Here is a 21,212-nt window from a genome sequence, read left to right as displayed (position 1 = left end):
TGTAACCGTGAACGGCTCAACCCGCGCGGTTGCTCCGACCGATCCTCCATTTATAATCGCCCCCGAAAGAGAGACGCATGCCTCCCAACCGTACGATTTTCCGCATCATCATTACCATTACCATTACCAGCACCCATAGTCGGTAGGGCTGCGATTGCTGCACCGGAATCCAGAAGCCCTGCCGATCGGTGGGGCTTTTTTGTTTACTCAAACGAACCTGATTCAGACACGCAACAAAAACCTGAGACGCCAACCATGACCCAGCCTGCTGAGAAACGCTCCTATAAATCCACGCTGAATCTACCGCAGACCGCCTTTCCCATGAAGGCCAACCTTGTGCAGAACGAACCCGCATCAATGAAGCGGTGGGAGCAGATGAAGCTCTATGAAAAAATCCGGGCTGCCCGCGGAACGGCTGCATCGAGAGGAAAGTATGTTTTTCACGATGGCCCGCCGTATGCGAACGGCTCGATTCACCTGGGGCACCTGCTCAATAAGGTTCTCAAGGACATCGTCGTTCGTTCGAAAACGATGGAGGGCTTCGATTGTCCGTACGTGCCGGGATGGGACTGCCACGGCCTGCCGATCGAGCACAAGGTCATCGCTGAACTGGGTGACAAAGCGCGTCAGATGGAGCCGTTTCAGATTCGGCGTAAATGTCAGGCCTATGCGGAAAAGTACGTGAAACTTCAAGCCGGCCAGATGCAGCGATTGCTCACGCTGGCGGACTATGAGCATCCGTATCTGACCATGACTCCGCGGTACGAGGAGCGAGTGCTGGGAGTCTTTGCTGATCTGGTGGAGCGAGGGCTTGTCTATCGCGCGCTTAAGCCGGTGCATTGGTCGATCGCCAATCAGACCGCGCTGGCTGATGCGGAATTGGAGTATCAGGACCGCGAGGATACGAGCATCTACGTCATGTTTGAGGTCGTCGATGCGACGATGCTTCCGCCGTCGCTGAATTGTCCCGCCGGCCGGCCGGTGAGTCTCATGATCTGGACGACGACGCCGTGGACGCTTCCTGCCAATCTCGCGGTAGCGGTCGCTCCGCGTGCGGAGTACGGCCTGTATCGTTTCACGGTTCAAAATGAAACGCGCCTTGCCGTCCTTGCGGACACGCTGGCCGACAAGGTGCTTGGCTCCGGCGGGGCGACAGGGATCGAAAATCTGGGCCGCTGCCTGGGTAATCAACTCGTGCAGGCCGGGGTGTCCTACCGCCATCCGTTTATCGATCGCACCTCGCCGGTCGTCCCCGCCGATTACGTCACGCTCGATGACGGCACGGGTCTCGTTCATACCGCGCCGGGGCATGGTGTCGAGGACTATCAGACCGGACTGCGAGCCGGCCTGCCGATCTACTGCCCGGTGAAGGAAGACGGCACGTTTGACGACACGGTTCCCCAGTGGCTGCGCGCCGAGGGAGCAGATATCGATGTCTGGAAGGCGAACGATCTGGTCGTCAACAAACTCCGCGAGTCGAAGCACCTGTTCTTCGCCCATCGCTTCACCCACAGCTACCCGCACGATTGGCGGAGCAAGACTCCGGTGATCTTCCGCGCTACGGAACAGTGGTTCGTCGGCGTGGACAAACCGTTCACCATCAATGGCACCGCCGAGGACACCTTGCGCAACCGAGCAATGGCCGCCGCTGATCGAGTTCGCTTCTTTCCCGACTGGGGCCGTAACCGGATGCGCGGCATGCTTGAGTCCCGCCCCGACTGGTGCATCAGTCGGCAGCGATCGTGGGGATTACCCATACCTGCCTTCTTTCGTGAGGGATCAAAAGATTGCCTGCTCACGCACTCGTCAGTCCGCGCGGTGGCGAAGGCGATCTCACAGCACGGATCCGATGCGTGGTTCAAGCTGTCAGCTGAGGAATTACTGGCTGCCTATGACCCGGCTCAGGATGCGGACGCACCCGCATGGATCCGCGAAGCATCATTCGACCGCAAGCGGCTGGTCAAGGGCAGCGACATCTTCGACGTGTGGTTTGACTCGGGGACATCGTGGGCTGCGGTGATCGAGGAGCGCAGCCTGGGTCATGATTGGGCGACCGGCCCGCTCACGGACCTGTACCTCGAAGGCAGCGATCAGCATCGCGGCTGGTTTCAGGCGTCACTCCTGCCGGCTGTCGCTGCTCGGGGCGAGTCGCCTTACCGTGCGGTACTCACGCATGGATTCATGGTGGACAAAGACGGCAAGAAAATGAGCAAGTCATTGGGCAATGCGCTCGAGGTCGAGACGCTGCTCAAGGATCACGGAGCAGATGTCTGCCGCTGGTGGGTCTCCTCGATCAACACGGATAATGACATCAAGGTTGACCCGGAGTTCTTCAAGCTCGCGGGTGAGGAGTATCGGAAGGTCCGCAACACAATCAAGTACCTGCTGAGCAACTTGTACGACTTCGACCCGCGCAGCAACTCTCACGTCTGGTCGCCTGCAGATGCGACATCTCTCGACGCCTGGGCACTGGGTGAGCTGAGCGTGCTGGTGAAGACGGTGCGTGCGGGATATGAGCGGTTTGATTTCCGCGCGGTTCACGAGGCAGTGTTTAACTTCTGCAATGAGACGCTCTCAGCTATTTATCTGGCTGCGACCAAGGATCGCATGTATTGCGATCCGGCTAACGGCCCGCGTCGCCGCCGCTCACAGACCGCGATGCACGAGATCGCCGGCGCGCTGATCCGGCTCGTTGCACCGATTCTTCCGCACACAGCCGATGAAGCCTGGCGGATGCAGCCCGGCCACGCGGACGGCACCGTGCATCTGGAACTATTCCCCGAAGCGGCGGTACGGACAGTTCATCCCAACTGGCCGGCGGTAATTGCGGCACGTTCGACGTGGTTGAAAGCAATCGAAGAAGCGCGGTCACAGGGGGGCATTGATAATCCGCTCGACATCGGCCTTGTTGTCCCGGCGGACGCCGCCATGAAGGACTTCGAACCAATCGACCTGGCGGACCTCTGCGGCATCAGTCGCTTTACGAGGGAAAGCAACGTCGATGGAGTGAAGGCGATTGACTTGCGCCAGGAACCTCGTTGCGAACGCTCCTGGAAACGTGACGGCACGGTGAAACAACGGTCGGATGAGGGAATGTTGTCAGATCGTGACGCCAAAGCCATCGGAGTTTCGTGATCGGCAGCGCGGTTGAAAGTCGCAAAGTTTCGTCGTGCGATTGTCGATTTCCCGCATCATTGCGCAGGCTTTGCCGTGTTGCGTTCATGCGACATTGCTCTTAACCCACTGCCCGGACGGGTCGATAATCAGAGGTAGTGTGTCGTTACTGAGCATCACCGCTGGAGTTTGACGCGAATGATCGCCATGGCCGACGTGGAATTGCCGCGCATCCTTATCGTCGATGATGACCCGATCGTCGCCGATTCGCTTGCCGAGTTTCTCAAGCGTGAGGGTTATCCCGTGCTCACCGCCAATGACGGCAGCGAAGCACTGGGGGTACTCGAGTCCGCACAGGCCGGCGTCGGCAGCCCGCTGGGACTGGTCATCACCGATGTCAACATGCCGCGCACCAGCGGTATGGAACTCCTCAAAGCAATCCGAAAAAAATATCCGTCGCTGGCGGTCATCATCATCACCGGCTACGGAAAGATCGAAACTGCGGTCGAAGCGATCAAGCTCGGCGCAGTTGAATATCTCACCAAACCGGTCATCGACGACGAACTGCGTGTCGCGGTCGGTAAGGCTATCCAGCAGCATGCGCTTTTGGCGGAAAACCAGACACTGCGCAGCCAGCTCACGGAGCGATTCGGACTCGGCGCGCTTGTCGGTGCTGACTACCGGATGCAGAAAATCTACGACCTGATCGAATCGGTGGCCGAGAGCAAGACGACGGTCCTGATCGACGGCGAGAGCGGTACGGGTAAGACGATGGTTGCCCGCGCGGTTCATACCGCCAGCCCGCGTCGTGCCGGGCCGTTCGTCACTTTCGCGTGCGGGGCGATCCCTGAGACGCTCCTGGAGAGCGAGCTTTTCGGTCATGTGAAAGGGGCGTTCACCGGAGCCGACGCGGATAAAACCGGCAAGTGCCAAGCGGCACACGGCGGGACGCTGTTTATTGACGAAATCAATTCTGCGACACCCGCCTTGCAGCTCAAACTGCTCCGCGTGTTACAGGAAAAAGCGTTTGAGCCGATCGGTTCAACCAAGACGATCAATGTCGATGTGCGCTTTGTGCTGGCAACCAATCAACCGCTGCCGGAACTGGTGCAGAAGGGGCAGTTCCGTGAAGATCTGTTCTACCGGATTAATGTTGTCTCGTTAAAGCTGCCCCCGCTGCGCGAACGAGCTGGTGATATCCCGCTACTGGTCGAGGCTTTTCTGACCAAGTACGGCAAGGAGCTGGGTAAGGACCGAACATTTGGTGATGAAGCCATGGCTGCGCTGAGGATGTATGCCTGGCCGGGTAATGTCCGGGAATTAGAAAATGCTGTTGAGCGGGCAGTGGTACTCAGCAAGCGACCTCGCATCGAGATCGATGACCTGCCGGATACGATTCGTGCGGTAGTTGAAGGAGGCGGCATACCGACGCCAAACCGTCCCCGCGACTCTGCAGGCGGGATGTTCATTCCCGCGCTGGTCAACGGCTGGACACCCATGCCGCTTGAGCGCGCACTGGAGGAGCCGGAGAAACAGATCATTCTCGCTGCGCTCGAAGCCAATGCGTGGAACCGTCAGGAAACCGCACGGCAGCTCGACATCAACCGAACGACGCTTTACAAAAAGATCAAGCAGTACAGCCTCGACGAGCCGCGCTGAGAACCTGTTCCCCTCAACCACTACTGATCCGCGGGACATCGCATCCGGTGCGTGTCTTATCTCCGTGCGATCATCGTGTCGCATGACCTGCGTATCACGTACTGCATCGTGGAGTTCACCTCTTATTTTGTGTTGCTGCCTTTGCGGTCGGGGTTCGTTCAGAGAAGCGGTCAACCATATACTGAGGGGCTGCTTCATTCGTGTTTCCGATGAATACCATTCCATTGCCGACATGGTGGAGCAACCCGGCTCACACGAGCGAAATGAGAGCGTGATCGGTACGAAATCAGTCGCGGAAACGCTTTATTACGTGATATGCACACTCAGCAAACGATGGATCCAACCCGCCTCCGCGATCAGATCGCAGCCATGCATTTCCGCGTGATTGCGGTAGTCATGGCCCTGATATTTGTTCTGACCAACCTCGCCGACGCCAAGGGACTGCGTGTCGAATCCATAACTGAGCCGGCGGGTGTACGGATCGATGTCGATCCCGGCAATGGTTCGGGTAATGCGTTGCTCCAGATCGTTGATGCAGCCACAGGCACCGTCATCAAGACCTTGCACGCCGGCCCCTTGCTTACGCCGCAGTCTTTTACGGTGACGGGCGGACCAGCGGGTTTACCCGCGGGTTCCTACAAGGTGCGTTATCGCAGCGGTGTGGAAGTACGGTTTGATTCCGCGGTGAAACGGCCTGATGCGAAAGTCCCCAAGTGGCTCAACCCCACCGACATCACCTGCGTTGGTGATGCCCTTTACGTCTTTGATGCCGGGGAGTTCCTGCCTGAGACACGGCCAGCGTTTCTCAATGAAATAACCGTGACCACGATCGCTGACAAGACTTCGATCACCGGCAGGTTCATCAATACCAATCAAGGTGCCTTGCAGATGATCAGCAAAAAGGGGGAGAGCCAGGTCGTCAGCAATTATGAAACCGTACTCACTCCTGATTCAATCGCGCTGGTCAAAAAAATGGAGCTAGGACTTCAGGAACTCGTCACCCGCCGTAATGAACACGGTCCCCGCATTTTCAAAATGGATCGCGAAGGCAATCTCGATACATCATTCGGCAACGAAGGCTCGATCGTTCTGGATTCGGATCGCTATCTTCGTTTTCGTCCCTTCGGCGTCGATCCGGTCAATGGCAATGTTCTATTAGGTTCGACCGGCCACGAACTGTTGGTCTATGACCACACGGGCAAGCTGACGACACAGACCATCGGCGGCTGGGAGGAATCGCCCTACACCAGCAAATGGTGTACGCCGTGGGCGGCGTCGTTCGCCTTTGGTCCGAGCCATCGTCTCTATATCCCAGGAGGTGCATACGCCAACGGCAGAGTGTACGACCGCACGAAGAACGGCCATGACGGCATCCTTTATATGTTCACGCTTCCTGAGTATGAGGGATTTGACCGCTATATCTGCGGTGATGGGACCGGTGCGTTTTACACCTGCGGTCGCGCGGATCAGGTGACGAAACATTTTGACAACGGCAAAGAGGTCAAAATCATTTGCACGACTCCACCGACTCTGAAACTCGCCCGGCCAACTGGCGGCTGCGCCGGTGGCGGGCTGGTGTGGTGGGTCTGTCACGGGCCGGGCTATGGTCCCTTCTGGGACAGTGGCGGCGGCGGTGAAGTGGTTCTGCTGTGGGATACTGGCGATGATCTGAAGTTGATCGACCGCTTCGGTGTACCCGGCCTGGCGGACGATACGATGGAGTTTCTGAATCCGTCCGCTGTCGCAGTTAATGCCCAGCAAACCCAGTTGTGGGTTGCTGAAGACGGTGACGAAAACAAGGAAGGCGAACCGAAAGGTAACGCCCGCGTGCGCCGGTTTGCGATCACTGCAAAATATGTCGAGGAAGCACTGATCGAAATCAAATGACGACTTCAGTTCGAGGCGATTACATCTGAGGAGTTTCCATGCTCAAGCGAACTTTTCTGTTGTTGATGGCAATGGTGTTGACGCTGGCTGGTCACGCGACAGCCGCTTCGCCGGATGCGGATGGTATTACTCGGATTCCCATCGAATGTGAAGACATGCAGGGGGTCAAGTGGGGGCCGGAGGGGTTTACCAAAGAGTGGACCGCCGGCCAGTGGGGACGCGACCTCCATCAGAACATGATCTTCGGCGGCGTGTGGTCCAGTCGCATGGCCAACGCTGTCACCGATGCGAGCGATACCCCCGCAGAGGTATTTCAGGATGTCACCATCCCCAGTGCCGGCAAATACAAAGTCTGGGCAAAGTACGAAGTGCCTCCGTTTTTCAACTATCCCTTTGGTGTGCGCATCGAAACACTCGGCTCGGACGGCAAGCCAGCCGGTCAAGCGATCTTCGACAAGGTGTACGGACTACGCGATTCGCTGAAACATTTTTCGTTCAACAAGAAACTTAAGAGCGGTGATCTGTTCTGGAACTGGGGCATGGATCACGACGCCGCCGAAGGCTACGAATCCGAACTGCCCGCCGGCAAGGTCCGTGTGACGCTTTATAAGGCCAAAGGGCCGGCAGGTGCGCCCGTCGGGGCGCGATCCGTCGATGCCATTCTTATCACCTCGCTCATCAGCACGCTTTCCAACGGCGATGCGAAGACTGACTTCAATAATTTTCCGCTGATCGAACAGCTCATGTGTGCGAATCACGTTTACGCGCGATTCAAAAATAACGGCACTCAACCGGTCCTCATCACCTACAGCCACTGGAACCACCGCGCGACTTACTACTACCAGATCGACCCGCAAAAAGCCGTGATGGTTCGCTTCTTCGGCGCTGACGGCAAAATGGTCCTCAACGACAAGGGAGAGCCTCGCACCCATCCCAAAGGTCAATGGACCGAGCCGGTCGCGCCAGGCGCGACGACGCCATGGATCGACATCGGTCCGACGATGACAACGGAAAACAGTTGCCCGTTCTTTGTGCAGGCTGCATTGCCCGCGGAGCCGGGCAAGCAAGTCCTTGGATACCCGCTGGCGATGGATTTGGCGTCCGAGCCTGCTGATAGCAAGATCCTCAAGAGCTTTGCGATGGACGCCGGCGAGCCGCAACTCGATGTGCTCATCCAGCCTGACCTGCACCGCAAGGAAGGAGTAGAGACGACGGATAAAACCGTCAATGTCTTCCGTCGTGTCACCAAATTACTCGATACTTTCCCCCGTGTCGGCCCGATGCCGAAAAAGCTCAAGCTCTACGGCTACATCGGTATCGGCTACCTCGGGCCGCTGACGGCGACGCGCCCCGACTTCCCTGTGACGATGGATTACGCGATCGCACTGGGACTAAACACCGTGCCCGTCGATCCTGCGGATGTCGATTTGATTGACGCTGCCAAGGCCTACTACGCAAGCAAGAACGCCCCGTTTGTCGAAATGTCCGCGACATATCACCACACGCAGGATGTCGAGCTGGTGCGCAAAAAACTGTCCGAGCCGGAAATCGCCCGGAGACTTTATTACGTCTCCTACGGCGATGAGATCGGCCTGCCTCGGATCGATGTCAAAGATGAGCACAAGCTACAGCAGTTCCGTGCCTTCCTTCAGGCACGCGGGGTCAAGCCGTCAGAACTTGGAGCAGAGTCATACGATACGATCAAGCCGTTGACCTCTTACACCGCGAATGTCGCTGTGCAGATCGGTGTGCTGCCTGCGCCGACCGACGGCACGGCGGCGAAACTGCCCGAAGGTGATGCCGGTCGGTACATCAAGAGGCTCTACTGGCTCTCCAGCCAGTTCGCCATCCAGCAAGGGATCGACGACTTCGCGGAGAAAACCCGCATATTGACCGCGATGATCGGCCCGCATTTCAAGACCACCGCCAATCTCGGCGGCATGCACCCGTACTACTGGATGCACCAGTCGAGTTTCATCGAATCCTTCCGCGGCAATGCCATGACCCTGGCTTGGAGCGAAGATTACGACTACTGCCAACCGGAAGTCACGCGGTTGGTCATCGACTGGCAGGCCGCCTACCTGCGAGCCGGCGCGAAGTATCACGACACTCCGATGATGTTCTATTGCATGCCTCACTATCCGGGTAACAGTGGGCAGCACCTGATCCAGAATGCTGTCACGCTCTGGGGACAGGGTGTGCAGGACCTGGACTTCTTCAACTCCGGCATTGATGCCTACGGCACGGAGAACTACATCCACAGCCGCGGCGGTCACGCCGAAACCGGTCGGGCTATGCGACAGATCAGCGGAATGGCCGGCAATATCGAGGATGCGCTCATTCCCGCGCGGACTAAGCAAGCCCGCATCGCGGTGCTGCTCAGCGAGACGAGCGACGTATGGGAAACGAACGGTCAGGGACAAGGAGTCATCGCACCCGGTACTCCGGAGAGCAACATCAGTCAGGAAGAGCGCAAAAATATCTGGTATTGCCTGCGCAATAACGGTTATCTGGTTGATGTGCTGACGGAAAACGACGTGGCTGAAGGTCGTCTCAAAGACTACGCAGCACTCTATGTATGCGGTCATAACCTGGATCAGCGGACGGTTAAGCCGATCACGGATTGGGTCACCGGCGGCGGGCGATTGTTCCTGACAGCCGGTGCCGCCCGTCGGAATGAATACGACGAGCCGTTGACGGATCTGGACAACTGGCTTGGCCGCAACGCGGAGGATCCTCACGCGGTGTTCTATGGCGGGCCGATGCGTGCAAAGCTGGAGCTTCTTCAGGTGCCCGTTCTCGACAGTGTTTCGTTCAAACTGCCCGGCGGAGATGCGGCCGGATCGTTTGATGTGATCGGCTCGCGCGAGGTGTTGAACGTAGCTTCAGGTGCGGAAGTGCTGGGTACATATCAGGACCACAAGCCCGCGCTGGTGTCCAAAGCTATGGGTAAGGGCGTGGTGTACCAGAGCGGCTTGCTACCCGGTCAGGCGTACGTGCGCAAGGGACTGATGCCCGCGCAACCAATGGGTAAGGGCGGACCGGAGTGGAACTTCTCCCAGTGGGAGCCGCTCAACTATGACGCGAATGCTGCAAAGGTGATTTTGCTTGCCGTTTCCAACCTGGCACCTGAGGCAAAGGCTGATCGTGCTGGAATTGTGACAAACATCCTCCAAAGCAAGACGCACACCCTCATCACGCTGATCAATCTTGCGAAGTATCAGGACGGCATTGCCAAAGATGTCGTCATCACCGTTCCCGGACTCCGAGCGGTCAAAGGGGTGACGACAGCAATGAAGCGGAAAGTCAGCATCGATGCTGCTGACAAGGGATCGGCCGTTTTGCGGTTGGATCAACTCGACGATGCGGATGTCATCGTGATCGAGCATTAATCCGCATGACGGAAAACGTTATCAGCAGATGAATGTTCAGGGCCTGTTGAGAACTCGTTCCAGAAACCGGTAGGACTCCTCTCGCACGGTTTGCGGGAAATCATGCCCGCAATCCGGACTGCGCACGATGAAGTCATCATCCCGGCCTTTGTAAATCGGGCGGATGAGCTTTTCGCACTCGCGCACGCCCTCGACATCGAAGGAGTCCTGCGTCGTCGCGTTGATGAAGATGGGGCGCGGCGCGATCAGGGACAAGACATCGTTCCACTCGAAAGGCATGTTTTCCGCACGCGCTCCGTAACGTTCCATGATACGGGGCATGTAGCCCGCGTGTGACCAGTCAGTGATGTTGCCCGGCCCGCCCTCGCCGCCATGCCGGTTGTATTTGAAAAGCGTAAAACCGCAACTCGACACCGCAGCCTTGATCCGCGGCTCGAAGGCGGCAAGAAAAAGAGTGTTGTGCCCGCCCAGCGAGTGGCCGACGCATCCGATGCGGTTGGGATCAACTTCCGGCATCGACGTGAGCACATCCACCGCGCGGCGATGGTTCCAGATTCCCTTCATCGTCGCGCTGGCGTAACCCAGCGCGTACGCATCACAACGGTAATCTCCAAAGTTCGGATAGTCCGGCGAGAGGGTGACGAACCCGCGCGAAGCCAGCTCCTTCGCGTAGTGAAGATTCGGCAGCCCGCCCAGTCCCATCGGTTCATCCTTGCCGATACGTGTGGTTTGATGAAGGCAGATCACCGCCGGAAATCGTGACAACGAAGACTTCACACTTGCCGCGCCCTCCTTGAGTGGAATCGTCACCCATGCAAAGCAGCGGTCGCTTGCCGGCGCGCCGGACGGTTCGGTTTCAAACGAAATCTTTCGGCGGAGATAGCCGCTTTCACGATTTTCGCTTTCGATGCGCACATTGGGGCTGACCAATTGGCCTTCACGCGGTGCGGAGCCCATCACTTCGAGTATCCGGGAGACGATGGATGATTGAGACATGGATCAGAGTGTAATGGTGGACTACGACAGCAACAACGATCAGGATGCTCCGCATCGGGAGAGAGCAGCGTTATGCACCGCAGACGCTTTGACGTGTTCCGAGATACGAGGTTGACTGAGGCGGCTTCAGACCATGAGTGACGCAGCGGCAGCGGCGATGGTGTTCTCCTCCATCGCAAAGCCGCTGGGCCGATCGAAATAGACGAAGGCATTGGGTTCATATCCGCCTTCGAGTTTCTGCCGCTCAGTGACGAGGTAGCCGACCATATCGTTGGTGTAACCGATCGCCCAGAGTTCACAAGGTTGGCGACATTGACAGTTCATGTCGAAAAGCTCTTTTTCCAGGCGGTAGCCGATTTCCTGAACCGGTTCGCCGGGTATGGCGATGAGCGTGAGCGGCCCGATGGTCAGACGTTGCATCTGTGAGCGTTCATGCGCGGGCAGGCCTTCACGTGCGAGCAGTCCGCGCGTGTTGGCAGCCCAGAAATTGACCAGCTTGTTGCCGCCCGCCTGTGTGACTCTGGTCTCGATATCTGCAGGCGTGATCGGTGTGAATTCAAAGTCGATCGTCGTTGTCGAGACGCTCAGGCGGTCGCAGGGCTGTGTGCGCAGCGAGCCGGCGGCACCGGCCGCCGCCGCACCAACCTCGCGGCCAGCTGCCTCGACCTGAGCGGGAGTCGCGCTGATGAATCGGTTATTGGTATCGAAAAATGCTGGCCGGACATTGCCGAAGCAGCCCGGCATGAACAACGCATGACAACCCAGCGCCGTCTCGATTTGATCCCGTGCAAAGCCGGGGTAGTCAGGCGAGATAATCCTCGCGGTGCCGGGCATCGATGTCGGGTGACACGAGTAGTGGAAAAGTATCGCTAGCGGTTTCCCGCTCGCGGTGTCGATGCGAAGAACGCGCACACGACGATCGACGATACCGCCGTAATTAGGCGTCATATCCGCCGTGGGTTGCGGACCTTGAATAGGTCGGCGATTGATGTTGATGTGCGAACTGCCGCATCCTAGTGCGAAAGTCACCGGCTGGAGGCGCCGTGTCGCCTGAGTGACAGCAGCGACCACACCGCTTTCGAGCGAAGCCATGAACGCCTCGTCGGGTATCAGGCCGAGTGTCGGCAGCGTTGCCGGTGCGCAGTGCGTGTGGCTGCACGCGATCATGATGTGATCAGCGGGAATGTCCGTATCCGCAGCGATGCGATGGCGTATGCGCGAGGTGGTCTGGCGCGTGATGCCGATGACATCAACCGTCACCAGTGCTGCCCGCACGTTTTCATGTTGCAGCACCAGTGTCCGCACCTCGATCGGGCGGAGGACTGACTCAGAAGGTAACGCCCCGGCATGACCCTGCAGAGCAAGACCAGGCGCGGGTGTGATGTCAGCCGAAGCGGTTGCTGCGATCATGCTGGAAGGATACCCGCAAACAAGACGCGGTTATAGCTCAGCTCGCTCGCCTGGGATGAGGCATGGCTGCAATTGTGACGATCAACGCGATGACGGATTGATCCGACGCAGATCGTCCAGCCGACTTGCGACCTTGACGATGGTGTCGCCGATGCGGTCGATCGTCGAGGTATCCGCACCGAGCCACTGGTGTGCGAAGGTCAGCGCCCGGCTGGTTACCGGCCCGTCGGCCACGGGGCACGGACCGCCGAAGCGGAATTCCGTCTTGGGCAGATTCCAGAGCATGTGGGTGTACACCGTGCCGTAGGTTCCGCCGAAGCCAAATCCTTCAGCCGCGAAGGCGTCCCGCAGGACATTCATGGGTATCTCGCCGATCTCGCCGCGATCAGCCAGCATGGTGAAGGCATAGTAGCCCTGCGGAGAGGCTTTTCGTCCCCGCGCCTGCACATGCAGGCCGGTATGTGCCACCTCCGCCACCCGCGCTTCGAGTCGAGTGGCGTGTACGTTGTAGCGGTCGATCAGCGCAGCCAGTCCTTCAAGCTGGCCGTCAAGAATCGCCGCCTGAAACTCCGTCGCGCGGAAGTTGTGGCACAGCAGGCCCTCAGGCGGGCCGCTGGCAGCCTGACCTTGTTTGGTTTGAGCGGCATAGCCAATGTGTTTGGCGCGGTAGATGCGCTCCGCCAGATCATCGTCATTGGTGAGGCAGATGCCGCCTTCGCCGCTGGCGACGGTTTTGGATTGCTGAAAACTGAAGCTGCCGACATCACCCCAGCTGCCGACGCCTCGGCCGGCCCATTTACCACCCTGCATGTGGGCGCAATCTTCGACTACGAATAAGTTGCGTTTTTTCGCAATCGCAAGGATGCGTTCCAGATCAGCCAGTGAACCATAAAGATGGACGGGGATGACCGCCTGCGTGCGCGGAGTGATCGCCGCTTCAAACGCAGCCGGGTCCATGCACAGCGTCTCCGCGTCGATATCGACAAACACGGGTACCGCGCCGACATAGCGCACCGCCATCGCAGTGGCGAGCCACGTCAACGCGGGAACGATGACTTCATCACCGGGCTTGATCCCCAACGCCAGCAGCGCGGTCTGGAGCGTCACCGTGCCGTTGGCCATGAAAATGCCGTGCTTTGCCCCGTGATAGCGCGCATAGTTCTGCGCAAAGGCCATCTCGGCTGCACCGCCGAAAGACCACGCGCGGCTGCGGTAAATCTCGATCAATCGTTGCTCGGTTTTCGAGTCGGTCGGCGGCCAGGGCGGGCAAACCAGCCCTTGCGCGGCAGGTGTACCTCCGGCGATGGCGAGACGTCCGGCAGCAGCACTTAATGTGGACATGGGCGGTAACTCCAATAAGGGGACTAGTCGGCAGTATCCTCGAAAAACGCTGATCCTGCCAAGCCATTATCGCGCTGCGATCTCAGGTCGCGCAGGATTACCCGCCTGCGAGTTATCGCAGTCGGCGGCAATCTATTAGTGATGAAAAATCAGGGCATCCCCGCTGCGGCAGACGAGGGGATTTCTGCATCGCCGGGTCGTACGAGCCGGACGGTCAGATCGATTCCGTCTGGAATGACTTTGTAGTCGGTGACAAGGATTTTCTTACCCGGCGCGAGCTTGAGAATGGGGCGGAACTCGACGTTCTGAAGTTTGTTGATCCATTGTGCGACGTGCTTGGCCTGCTCATCCGGGCCGGTCATCGCGATGGTGCTGCCGATCGCACCGACGGGCACGGGCATGCGACCTGCGGTGACATCCTGAAGCGACAAGGCCGCCTTGCCGTCAGGCAAAAATCGTGTGTTAAAACTGGCACTGAAGATCTGGGAAATGTTCAGTTTGCGATACTCGAATGCCGCGATGAGTCTGCCGTTTTCGAGTGCCATCATCGGGTTGGTGATTTCAGCTGGCTTGTCATATCCGCGTTCCCGCATCCACTCATCGAGATTGGTATGGAGCCATGCGTTGACTTCATCCATCGTCAGATGAATTTCGCGCAGTTGATCCGAGTCCGCATCAGCAAGGTCGATCCCCGCTGCTTTGGGTGTCGATGGATCGTTGTTCGTTGCCGTGACGACGTCGGCAGGTGTTCCGTCGGGTGAAACGTGTCTTGTGTTCGAGGAAGTGTCGAAGAGCGCCAGCAGTTTGCGATCAACATTTTGCGAGAGCGTTTCGACTTGCTCCCGCGAGTGCGTCTGCAGGAACTCGCGATGCTTTTTCCAGTGTGTGGGTTGGGAGCGAGACAGAAACACCACACCGCCCACACCGCAGACGAGCACAAGCAACGAAAGCAATATCACGCGACGCCAGAATCGGCGGCGGCGCACGCTCCGCTCCGCAGGCGCGGGCGTCCGGATGGCGTTGGATTCATCCTGTGCGGACATAAAACTGACATCGACCCGATAGCGAAAGAGATTGAGGGCCGATAACCGCCGCCACGGCAGACACAAGGCCGAGATTCGCAGATGTAGTTCCGATCAGATGGGACCAGCGGAGTTAATCAGGCTGCGCGTTGAGGAATTCGTTGCCGATTTTGTAAACGTCTCCCGCTCCCATCGTTACCACGAGGTCGCCCGGCTTGGCGATGATTTCGAGTTGTTCGACGATGGCACCGAAGGGGTAGAGATGCATGGCCTGCTTTTTTCGCTGACGGAGGCGATCCACCAGATCAGCGGCACTGACCGCGTGCCGTTCCTTTTCTGAATCCCTCACAAAATAAATGTGCGGCACGATCGTGATATCCGCCTCGCTGAAACTCTGCTCGAACTGCTCCATCAGAAAGCGAGTTCGGCTGTGCTGGTGCGGCTGAAAGACGCAGATCAAACGGCTGGGCTTGTAGTGTCGCTTGAGCGCACGGAGCGTCGTGTCCACTTCGGTCGGATGATGGCCGTAGTCGTCCACCACGGTGACGAATCCGCGCCCGACTTTCCGCTTGCCCAGCAGTTGCATCCGGCGATCGAGTCCAAGAAACGTCGGCAGCGCAGCGGCAATCTGTTCCCAGGTCGCGCCGACGCGATGCGCCAGGATCGCCGCCGCTGCCGCGTTGTAGGCCATGTGCTCGCCGGGCATGGGACTAGGCCAGAGCGCGACCAGTTCACCCTGGTGATAGAGCCTCGTGATCGGCTGGCCGGGTGCTGCGGCCGTTCCGCTTGCGCGGTCGGAGGCCCGCTGCCTGCCCAGCTCAACACGCCAGTCCGCCTGCGGAGCAAAGCCGATTGTCTCCACCGCGCACTTGAGTCCAGCGGTGATCGTCAGGCGGTGCGGCATCTCGTGGTTGATCAGCAGCGAGCCGTGTTCCGGCAGTCGCTGGGCGAACACACGGAATGACTCGACCACGTTTTCCAGCGTGCCGTAGATTTCCATGTGATCTTCCTCGACGTTGAGGATGGCCGCATGGGTCGGGTGGAAGTTATGGAAAGAGCGGTCGAATTCGCACGCCTCCGCCACGAGCAGGTCGGATTGACCGGTGCGCGAGCCGCCGCCGATCTGTCGGCAGACTGCGCCGACGATAAATGACGGGTCCAGCCCTGACTCGATGAGGATGTGGCTGAGCATCGAGGTCGTCGAGCTTTTGCCGTGTGTGCCAGAGATCGCGATACCCCGCCGACCGATCATCAGCTGTCCGAGCATCTGGGCGTATTTGAGGACTGTGATGCCTCGTCGCTGGGCTTCGACGACTTCAGGGTGGTCCGCCTTGATCGCCGCCGAGATGACCAGCAGGTTGCACTCCGAGGGAACGGTCGCGGCCGTCTGGCTGGTCGAGACAGCAAAGCCGTCGTCTACCAATGCGCCGATCGCCTCGCCGGATGAGTTATCGCTACCGGAGCAGATCGCGCCTGATTTACGGGCGATGCGTGCCAGCCCTGACATGCCGCATCCGCCGATGCCCACAAAGTGAACATGCTTTCCCGCCAGCGCGACCGGCTGGTTAGTGGGAACTTTCGGGGTTTGCGGCGTGTTGGACACGGTGGTCATGGTTGAAAGCGCGGGGCTGATCGTGGCTGTCATTGGCGGGACAACTCTCGATGGGTGATTGTAGGGGTTCGATGGCTCGAATCGACAAAGTAGAGGGCAGTCCGTGAATTTCATTTTGACCGGTCTCCAGCTCGCGTCCGTTGAGTCAATTTCATCCCTTCGCCGAGCTAACTCCACCCGCTCAGCCGGGCTTGTGAAGAATCTCGACACAGCCCGCTTGACCAGCCCAGCCTTGCGGCTGCTACGATGCCGCCATGAGTGACTCGCTTGGAGATTTCATTCTCGTCCTGCACGGCCATCTTCCCTATGTCCTTCATCACGGTGTCTGGCCGCATGGTGAGGACTGGCTTTACGAGGCTGCGGCTGAGACCTACCTGCCGATCCTCGACACCATTGATGAAATTCATCATCTGGGCGGCATCCCTCGGTTCACGATCGGCCTGACACCCATACTCCTCGAACAACTCGCCCATCCTCGTTTTAAGTCCGGTTTCGCGGACTACCTGAAAGAGCGTGTCGACCGAGCCCACGCGGATCGGGCTGACTTTGAAAAGCACAACGACGGTTACCACCAGCATCTGGCCTACCTCGCCGGGTGGTGGGCGCGGACCTTTACGACGCTCAGCGAGCGATTTGAAGCTCTTGGCAGAGACATACCGGGAGCCTTCGCCCAGCGAGCGCGGGCTGGATCGATCGAAATTCTTACTTCCAACGCGACACATGGCTACATGCCTCTGCTGCTGGAGGATTCGTCCATCCGGGCGCAGATCCGGGCGGGAGTTGCTGCCTCGCGGAACCGGCTGGGATTTTCGCCGACCGGCATGTGGTTTCCCGAATGTGCCTATCGACCTGCTGGACCGTGGCGGCCTTCGGTCGTCTTCAACAACGAACGTAACCGGATCGGTCTCGAACACCTCGCCGGTGATGAAGGCATCACGCATTTCTTTGTGGAGCATCACCTCATCGAGCAGGGACGATCCGAAGGGGTCCAGTCCGCGGCCGACGGCGGATTCCACCGTGTCGACTGGGAGGAAGGATCGAAATATCCCGGTCGCGGCTGGTACGACGTGCACGAGCCGGTGATGGTGAACTCCGACGGCGGGCCGGGGCGGCTGGCTGCGTTTGCCCGTGACCCGCGCATCTGTGAGCAGGTCTGGTCCGGCTCGATTGGTTATCCAGCCGATGGGGCGTTTCTGGAGTTCCACCGAAAATATGGTGAGCGCCGCGGCCTGCGTTACTGGAGGATCACGGGGAAAGGTGTGGACCTGGGGCAAAAGGAGCTTTACGACCCGCACCCGACAGCCGGCAAGGTTTTCGAGCATGCGCAGCACTTTTGCAACGCGGTCAAGTCCCGGCTTGCCGAGTACCGTCAGCGGACCGGACGCACTGGTGCGGTGATCGCCTGTTTCGACGCTGAGCTTTTCGGGCACTGGTGGTTTGAGGGGCCAAGGTTTCTGCGCGATGTACTGCTGAGTCTTCATCATGATCCGCAGGTGAATGTTTCGACCTCGGCTGACTACCTCAAGCAGCATCCTCCTGACAAGGTGATGGCCTTCAAGGAAGGCTCCTGGGGTGAGGGCGGCGATCACCGTGTGTGGTTTAATGACCAGACGCGATGGATCTGGGAAGTGGAATACCGGGCGGAGGCGCATTTCGGCAAGCTGACGTACAACCTGCCCTGGCGCAATCCTGAAAAAACAGAATTGCGTGACCTGCTGGAAAAAGCCGGTCGAGAACTGCTCCTGATGCAGGCGAGTGACTGGCCGTTTGTCATCAGCCGAGGCCAGGCGATCGACTACGGCATCAAGCGTTTCGTCCTTCACGCAGGAAGATTTGAAAACCTTTGCGATCTGGCGGAAAAAGTTAATCGTGGCGAAAAGCCAACAGAGCTGGAAAAGTTTGAGGTGCGTGATTCGGATTTGCATGATCCGGTATTCCCAAAGATCGATTTGAGCTGGTGGAATATGTAGGAAGCGCAGTCACGAGGCGATTTGTCATCGCTGCGTTGTCGGCACATTCAGCGACGCGGCTTGTCGCGGCCCTTAACCCAAGTGATCTCCAATGATTCGTATCCTTCTTGCAACCTCCAATCCTCATAAAGTGGACGAGATTCGTGCTGCGTTCAACTCGCTGCGGACTGCTGCTTTACCGCGGATTGAGTTGATCGGGCTTGACTCTCTGGACAGAAAGATCACCGAGCCTGACGAAGATCAGCCGACCTTTGAAGGCAATGCGTTTCTCAAGGCCGGCTATTACGCCCGACAAACGAATCACGCATGTCTGGCCGACGACAGCGGACTTGAGGTGGATGCCCTCGGCGGTGCGCCCGGGGTCAAGAGCGCACGTTATGCGGGCATCGAAGGTCATCGCAGCGTCGTCGATCCCGCCAACAATGCCTTGCTGTTGAAAAATCTTGCCAGAGTCCCTGCGGAAGAACGCCAGGCGCGGTTCGTTTGCGCGATGGCGTTATGTGTGCCCGGCCGCAACGCTCCGGTCGCTGTTGTACGCGGCACGGTCGAAGGCGCGATCCTCGGCCCCGACGAGGAGCCGCGAGGGAGCAATGGCTTTGGTTATGACCCTCTCTTTTATGTCTCCGAAATGGATATGACGACTGCGGAACTGACTCAGGATCAGAAAAATCGTATCAGTCACCGCGGCGCAGCAGCACGACGGATGTGGGAAGAAATCCTGCGCAGACGAGAAACGCTTGAGAACTCCTGAAGCCGCTTGATCACGGATGCCATGAACCGTTTACGCAAGCTCGCTCGGCAAGATCAACTTGGCTGCCGGTTTCTATCGAAATCCCGCATCGGCAGCAGCGGCTGGGCTTACCGCACCAGTCGTTTCCAGCCCGATGTCTCTTTTTCAGGACCGGGATAGGGATCCTCGAAGTTGATGTTGTTACGTTCCAGAAGAGTGCCCATCGCCTGATAAAAGCGAGCGATGGCGATGTTGTAGTTGATGATCGACTCCAGCTCATTAAGCTCCGCCTGCGCGACTCGTTCCTGTGTGCGGAGTTTGAGGTCGATGAATTCGGGTGTCAGGTTGATGCCGATCCTTTGCTGGTCGTCGATGGCCACGAGGTTATCCGTCGCAGCCAGCCGGCTGGCGCGGGCGGCACCGATGACTTCATAGGACGTGTTGAGCTGACGCAGCGCGTTCTTGATGTCCAGCAGAACATCCTGCGCAGCACGCTGGTAGTTGAGCGTGATCGCCTGTCGCTCGATCTTTCGCTGACTGTAGCCGGCTTCGGCGGCACGATTACCCAAAGGCATCTCGAACTGCGCACCCAGCAGGTAGTCGATGAAGTCTCCCTCGGTCACGTTGTCATACGCGCCGTGAACGCTGCCGCCTACGCCGTTGTACCGGATCGCGCCGGAGAGATTCAGAATGGGTAGCCGGGCATTGTCCGCAAGCTGCACACGGATCGATGCGTCGTCGATTTCCAGGATTGCCCGTTGGAGTTCGGGCCGCTTTTGCAGGCCGACGGTGACAGCATCGAGCAGGCTGTAACGGATACCCGTGTCCGTGGGGTTATCCGTGGGCACGATCATGGTCTCACCTGCCAGAGGCAGGTCGGGGGAATTGATCAGCCTCTTGAGCGCGTCGGAGGCCTGTCGCACCGCCTGACGAGCGCGGAGGACATTGCTGCGGCGTTCCTCGACCGAGCTGCGTGCCTGTGCCAGCGAGATGCGATTGACGTCAAACTCGCGCCGCCGTTCCAGCGTTTCGATGTCCGGGCCTGCCGCTGCGTACAGACGGCTCTGGATCATGAGAGTTTTTCGGGCGCGGACCAGTGCCCAATAAGCGTCTTCAGTGTCAGCGACAGTTTGCAGCAGCGTCTTGCGCAGGTCAGCGACGCTCTGCCCTCGTGCGTTGCGCGCCAGGGAAATGTTGGATCGCGTGACATCGCTGCCGAAGTTTCGCAGCAGCGGCTGATTGATCCCTACGAGCACGTTGGCGTCGTAGTAACGGAAATCGCTGTCACCCGGCGGCGCATAGAACGAAGGATCGGCAAAGTTACGATTGAACTCCGTCTGAGCGCGAATCTCCCCGCCGTGCGACAGCGGCTTGCGAATGCCGGTCTCCAGCTTGGTCGTCTCACTCTTGTTGGCCCCAAAAGCCGAGGAAACACCCGCACTCGTGCTGGGTCGGGGCGTGTCCAGATGCTGCCAGTCGAAGTTTGCGAAAAAGACCGGATCAAAGGCAGCTTCGGCAGCCAGCAGTTGCGCGTCGCTGATCCCCGGTACCAGCCGCGCCTGCCTGACTTCGAGGTTGTGCTCGACAGCCAGTTGTACCGCCCGCTGAAGGCTCATCTGCACGCCGGTGGCGTCGATCTTGTTCAACAGGTCAGGGCCCAGGTCCGGCTGGACGCCTTCATACGCCGTCGGCCCCGCTCGTGTTTCCAGATCCTTCCTGCGCTCATCCGTCATGCCCGCGTCTTTGTCCACCTCGCTTTGTGTGCGAGTCATCTCGACAATCGGGCCGTCCGCAACCGCCTTGAGGTATGCCTTGTTCGACGCGATGAGCTGGTCGCGGAGTTGCTCTTCCTCCGCCCGCTCCATCGGGCTGTGACAGCCGACAAGCACGACGGAAAGCGACAAGCCGACCAGGAGCAGGATGATCCGCGCAGCGTTGATGCGCAGAGCGATGTGACGGATGAAGACACCTTCGGAATGCGGGTGCGTGAAGTTCATAGTGGGGCAACTATAAGTCGGGTAGTTCGGGTACGTCAATGAATCATCGTCAACCCGAAGCGTTTACGAGAGGAAGGCCGAT

General features: G+C 58.7%; 12 protein-coding genes. 6 read left to right on the top strand and 6 right to left on the bottom strand.

Annotation, left to right across the window (positions count from 1 at the left end):
• Positions 1-255 precede the first annotated feature (255 nt).
• The 4 genes from ileS (at position 256) to IT444_02710 (ending at position 10,052) form a co-directional block, all read left to right on the top strand.
• Complete coding sequence (ileS, locus tag IT444_02725; protein MCC7191672.1) at positions 256-3,135, top strand: isoleucine--tRNA ligase; 2,880 nt, start codon at positions 256-258, stop codon at positions 3,133-3,135.
• A gap of 186 nt (positions 3,136-3,321) precedes the next feature.
• Positions 3,322-4,773: a sigma-54-dependent Fis family transcriptional regulator gene (locus tag IT444_02720; GenBank protein MCC7191671.1), complete on the top strand. Its 1,452-nt coding sequence runs from the start codon at positions 3,322-3,324 to the stop codon at positions 4,771-4,773.
• Positions 4,774-5,106: 333 nt separating this feature from the next.
• Positions 5,107-6,660: a hypothetical protein gene (locus tag IT444_02715; GenBank protein ID MCC7191670.1), complete on the top strand. Its 1,554-nt coding sequence runs from the start codon at positions 5,107-5,109 to the stop codon at positions 6,658-6,660.
• Between the two features lie 38 nt (positions 6,661-6,698).
• Positions 6,699-10,052 (top strand): hypothetical protein, encoded by a 3,354-nt coding sequence (locus IT444_02710; GenBank protein MCC7191669.1) that lies wholly within the window; start codon positions 6,699-6,701, stop codon positions 10,050-10,052.
• A 36-nt stretch (positions 10,053-10,088) separates the two neighbouring features.
• Here the strand turns inward: IT444_02710 and IT444_02705 are convergent, their stop codons facing one another.
• The 5 genes from IT444_02705 to murC form a co-directional block, all read right to left on the bottom strand.
• Complete coding sequence (locus IT444_02705; GenBank protein MCC7191668.1) at positions 10,089-11,048, bottom strand: alpha/beta fold hydrolase; 960 nt, start codon at positions 11,046-11,048, stop codon at positions 10,089-10,091.
• A gap of 126 nt (positions 11,049-11,174) precedes the next feature.
• Complete coding sequence (locus IT444_02700; GenBank protein ID MCC7191667.1) at positions 11,175-12,458, bottom strand: neutral/alkaline non-lysosomal ceramidase N-terminal domain-containing protein; 1,284 nt, start codon at positions 12,456-12,458, stop codon at positions 11,175-11,177.
• A gap of 81 nt (positions 12,459-12,539) precedes the next feature.
• Complete coding sequence (locus IT444_02695; protein ID MCC7191666.1) at positions 12,540-13,799, bottom strand: DegT/DnrJ/EryC1/StrS family aminotransferase; 1,260 nt, start codon at positions 13,797-13,799, stop codon at positions 12,540-12,542.
• Between the two features lie 149 nt (positions 13,800-13,948).
• A complete protein-coding gene (locus tag IT444_02690) occupies positions 13,949-14,842 on the bottom strand; it encodes a hypothetical protein (protein MCC7191665.1) in 894 nt (297 codons plus the stop codon).
• Positions 14,843-14,954: 112 nt separating this feature from the next.
• Positions 14,955-16,466, bottom strand: coding sequence for a UDP-N-acetylmuramate--L-alanine ligase (murC, locus tag IT444_02685; GenBank protein MCC7191664.1), 1,512 nt, complete (start codon positions 16,464-16,466; stop codon positions 14,955-14,957).
• 221 nt (positions 16,467-16,687) lie between these two features.
• Between murC and IT444_02680 the strand changes: the two genes are divergently transcribed.
• Together IT444_02680 and rdgB are read left to right on the top strand one after the other, a co-directional pair.
• Positions 16,688-18,403 carry a DUF1957 domain-containing protein gene (locus IT444_02680; GenBank protein ID MCC7191663.1) on the top strand — a complete coding sequence of 572 codons (1,716 nt, stop codon included), beginning with the start codon at positions 16,688-16,690 and terminating at the stop codon, positions 18,401-18,403.
• A gap of 91 nt (positions 18,404-18,494) precedes the next feature.
• Positions 18,495-19,154 carry an RdgB/HAM1 family non-canonical purine NTP pyrophosphatase gene (gene rdgB, locus IT444_02675; GenBank protein MCC7191662.1) on the top strand — a complete coding sequence of 220 codons (660 nt, stop codon included), beginning with the start codon at positions 18,495-18,497 and terminating at the stop codon, positions 19,152-19,154.
• 107 nt (positions 19,155-19,261) lie between these two features.
• On the opposite strand, the gene IT444_02670 is transcribed toward rdgB, so the two are convergent.
• The gene (locus IT444_02670) at positions 19,262-21,130 is read right to left on the bottom strand and encodes a TolC family protein (GenBank protein ID MCC7191661.1); all 1,869 of its coding nucleotides are present in this window, start codon (positions 21,128-21,130) and stop codon (positions 19,262-19,264) included.
• Between the last annotated feature and the right edge of the window lie 82 nt (positions 21,131-21,212).

It is taken from the genome of Phycisphaeraceae bacterium (assembly GCA_020851465.1).
Taxonomy (GTDB): Bacteria; Planctomycetota; Phycisphaerae; order Phycisphaerales; family Phycisphaeraceae; genus JADZCR01.
This window is presented reverse-complemented; position numbering and strand designations above follow the sequence as displayed.

Excerpts from the sequence above, each read along its gene's own strand:
- IT444_02690 (MCC7191665.1), bottom strand. The coding sequence starts at position 14,842 with ATGTCCGCACAGGATGAATCCAACGCCATCCGGACGCCCGCGCCTGCG.
- IT444_02700 (MCC7191667.1), bottom strand. The coding sequence starts at position 12,458 with ATGATCGCAGCAACCGCTTCGGCTGACATCACACCCGCGCCTGGTCTT.
- IT444_02710 (MCC7191669.1), top strand. The coding sequence starts at position 6,699 with ATGCTCAAGCGAACTTTTCTGTTGTTGATGGCAATGGTGTTGACGCTG.
- IT444_02670 (MCC7191661.1), bottom strand. The coding sequence starts at position 21,130 with ATGAACTTCACGCACCCGCATTCCGAAGGTGTCTTCATCCGTCACATC.
- IT444_02680 (MCC7191663.1), top strand. The coding sequence starts at position 16,688 with ATGAGTGACTCGCTTGGAGATTTCATTCTCGTCCTGCACGGCCATCTT.
- IT444_02715 (MCC7191670.1), top strand. The coding sequence starts at position 5,107 with ATGGATCCAACCCGCCTCCGCGATCAGATCGCAGCCATGCATTTCCGC.
- IT444_02705 (MCC7191668.1), bottom strand. The coding sequence starts at position 11,048 with ATGTCTCAATCATCCATCGTCTCCCGGATACTCGAAGTGATGGGCTCC.
- IT444_02695 (MCC7191666.1), bottom strand. The coding sequence starts at position 13,799 with ATGTCCACATTAAGTGCTGCTGCCGGACGTCTCGCCATCGCCGGAGGT.
- IT444_02720 (MCC7191671.1), top strand. The coding sequence starts at position 3,322 with ATGGCCGACGTGGAATTGCCGCGCATCCTTATCGTCGATGATGACCCG.
- rdgB (MCC7191662.1), top strand. The coding sequence starts at position 18,495 with ATGATTCGTATCCTTCTTGCAACCTCCAATCCTCATAAAGTGGACGAG.
- ileS (MCC7191672.1), top strand. The coding sequence starts at position 256 with ATGACCCAGCCTGCTGAGAAACGCTCCTATAAATCCACGCTGAATCTA.
- murC (MCC7191664.1), bottom strand. The coding sequence starts at position 16,466 with ATGACAGCCACGATCAGCCCCGCGCTTTCAACCATGACCACCGTGTCC.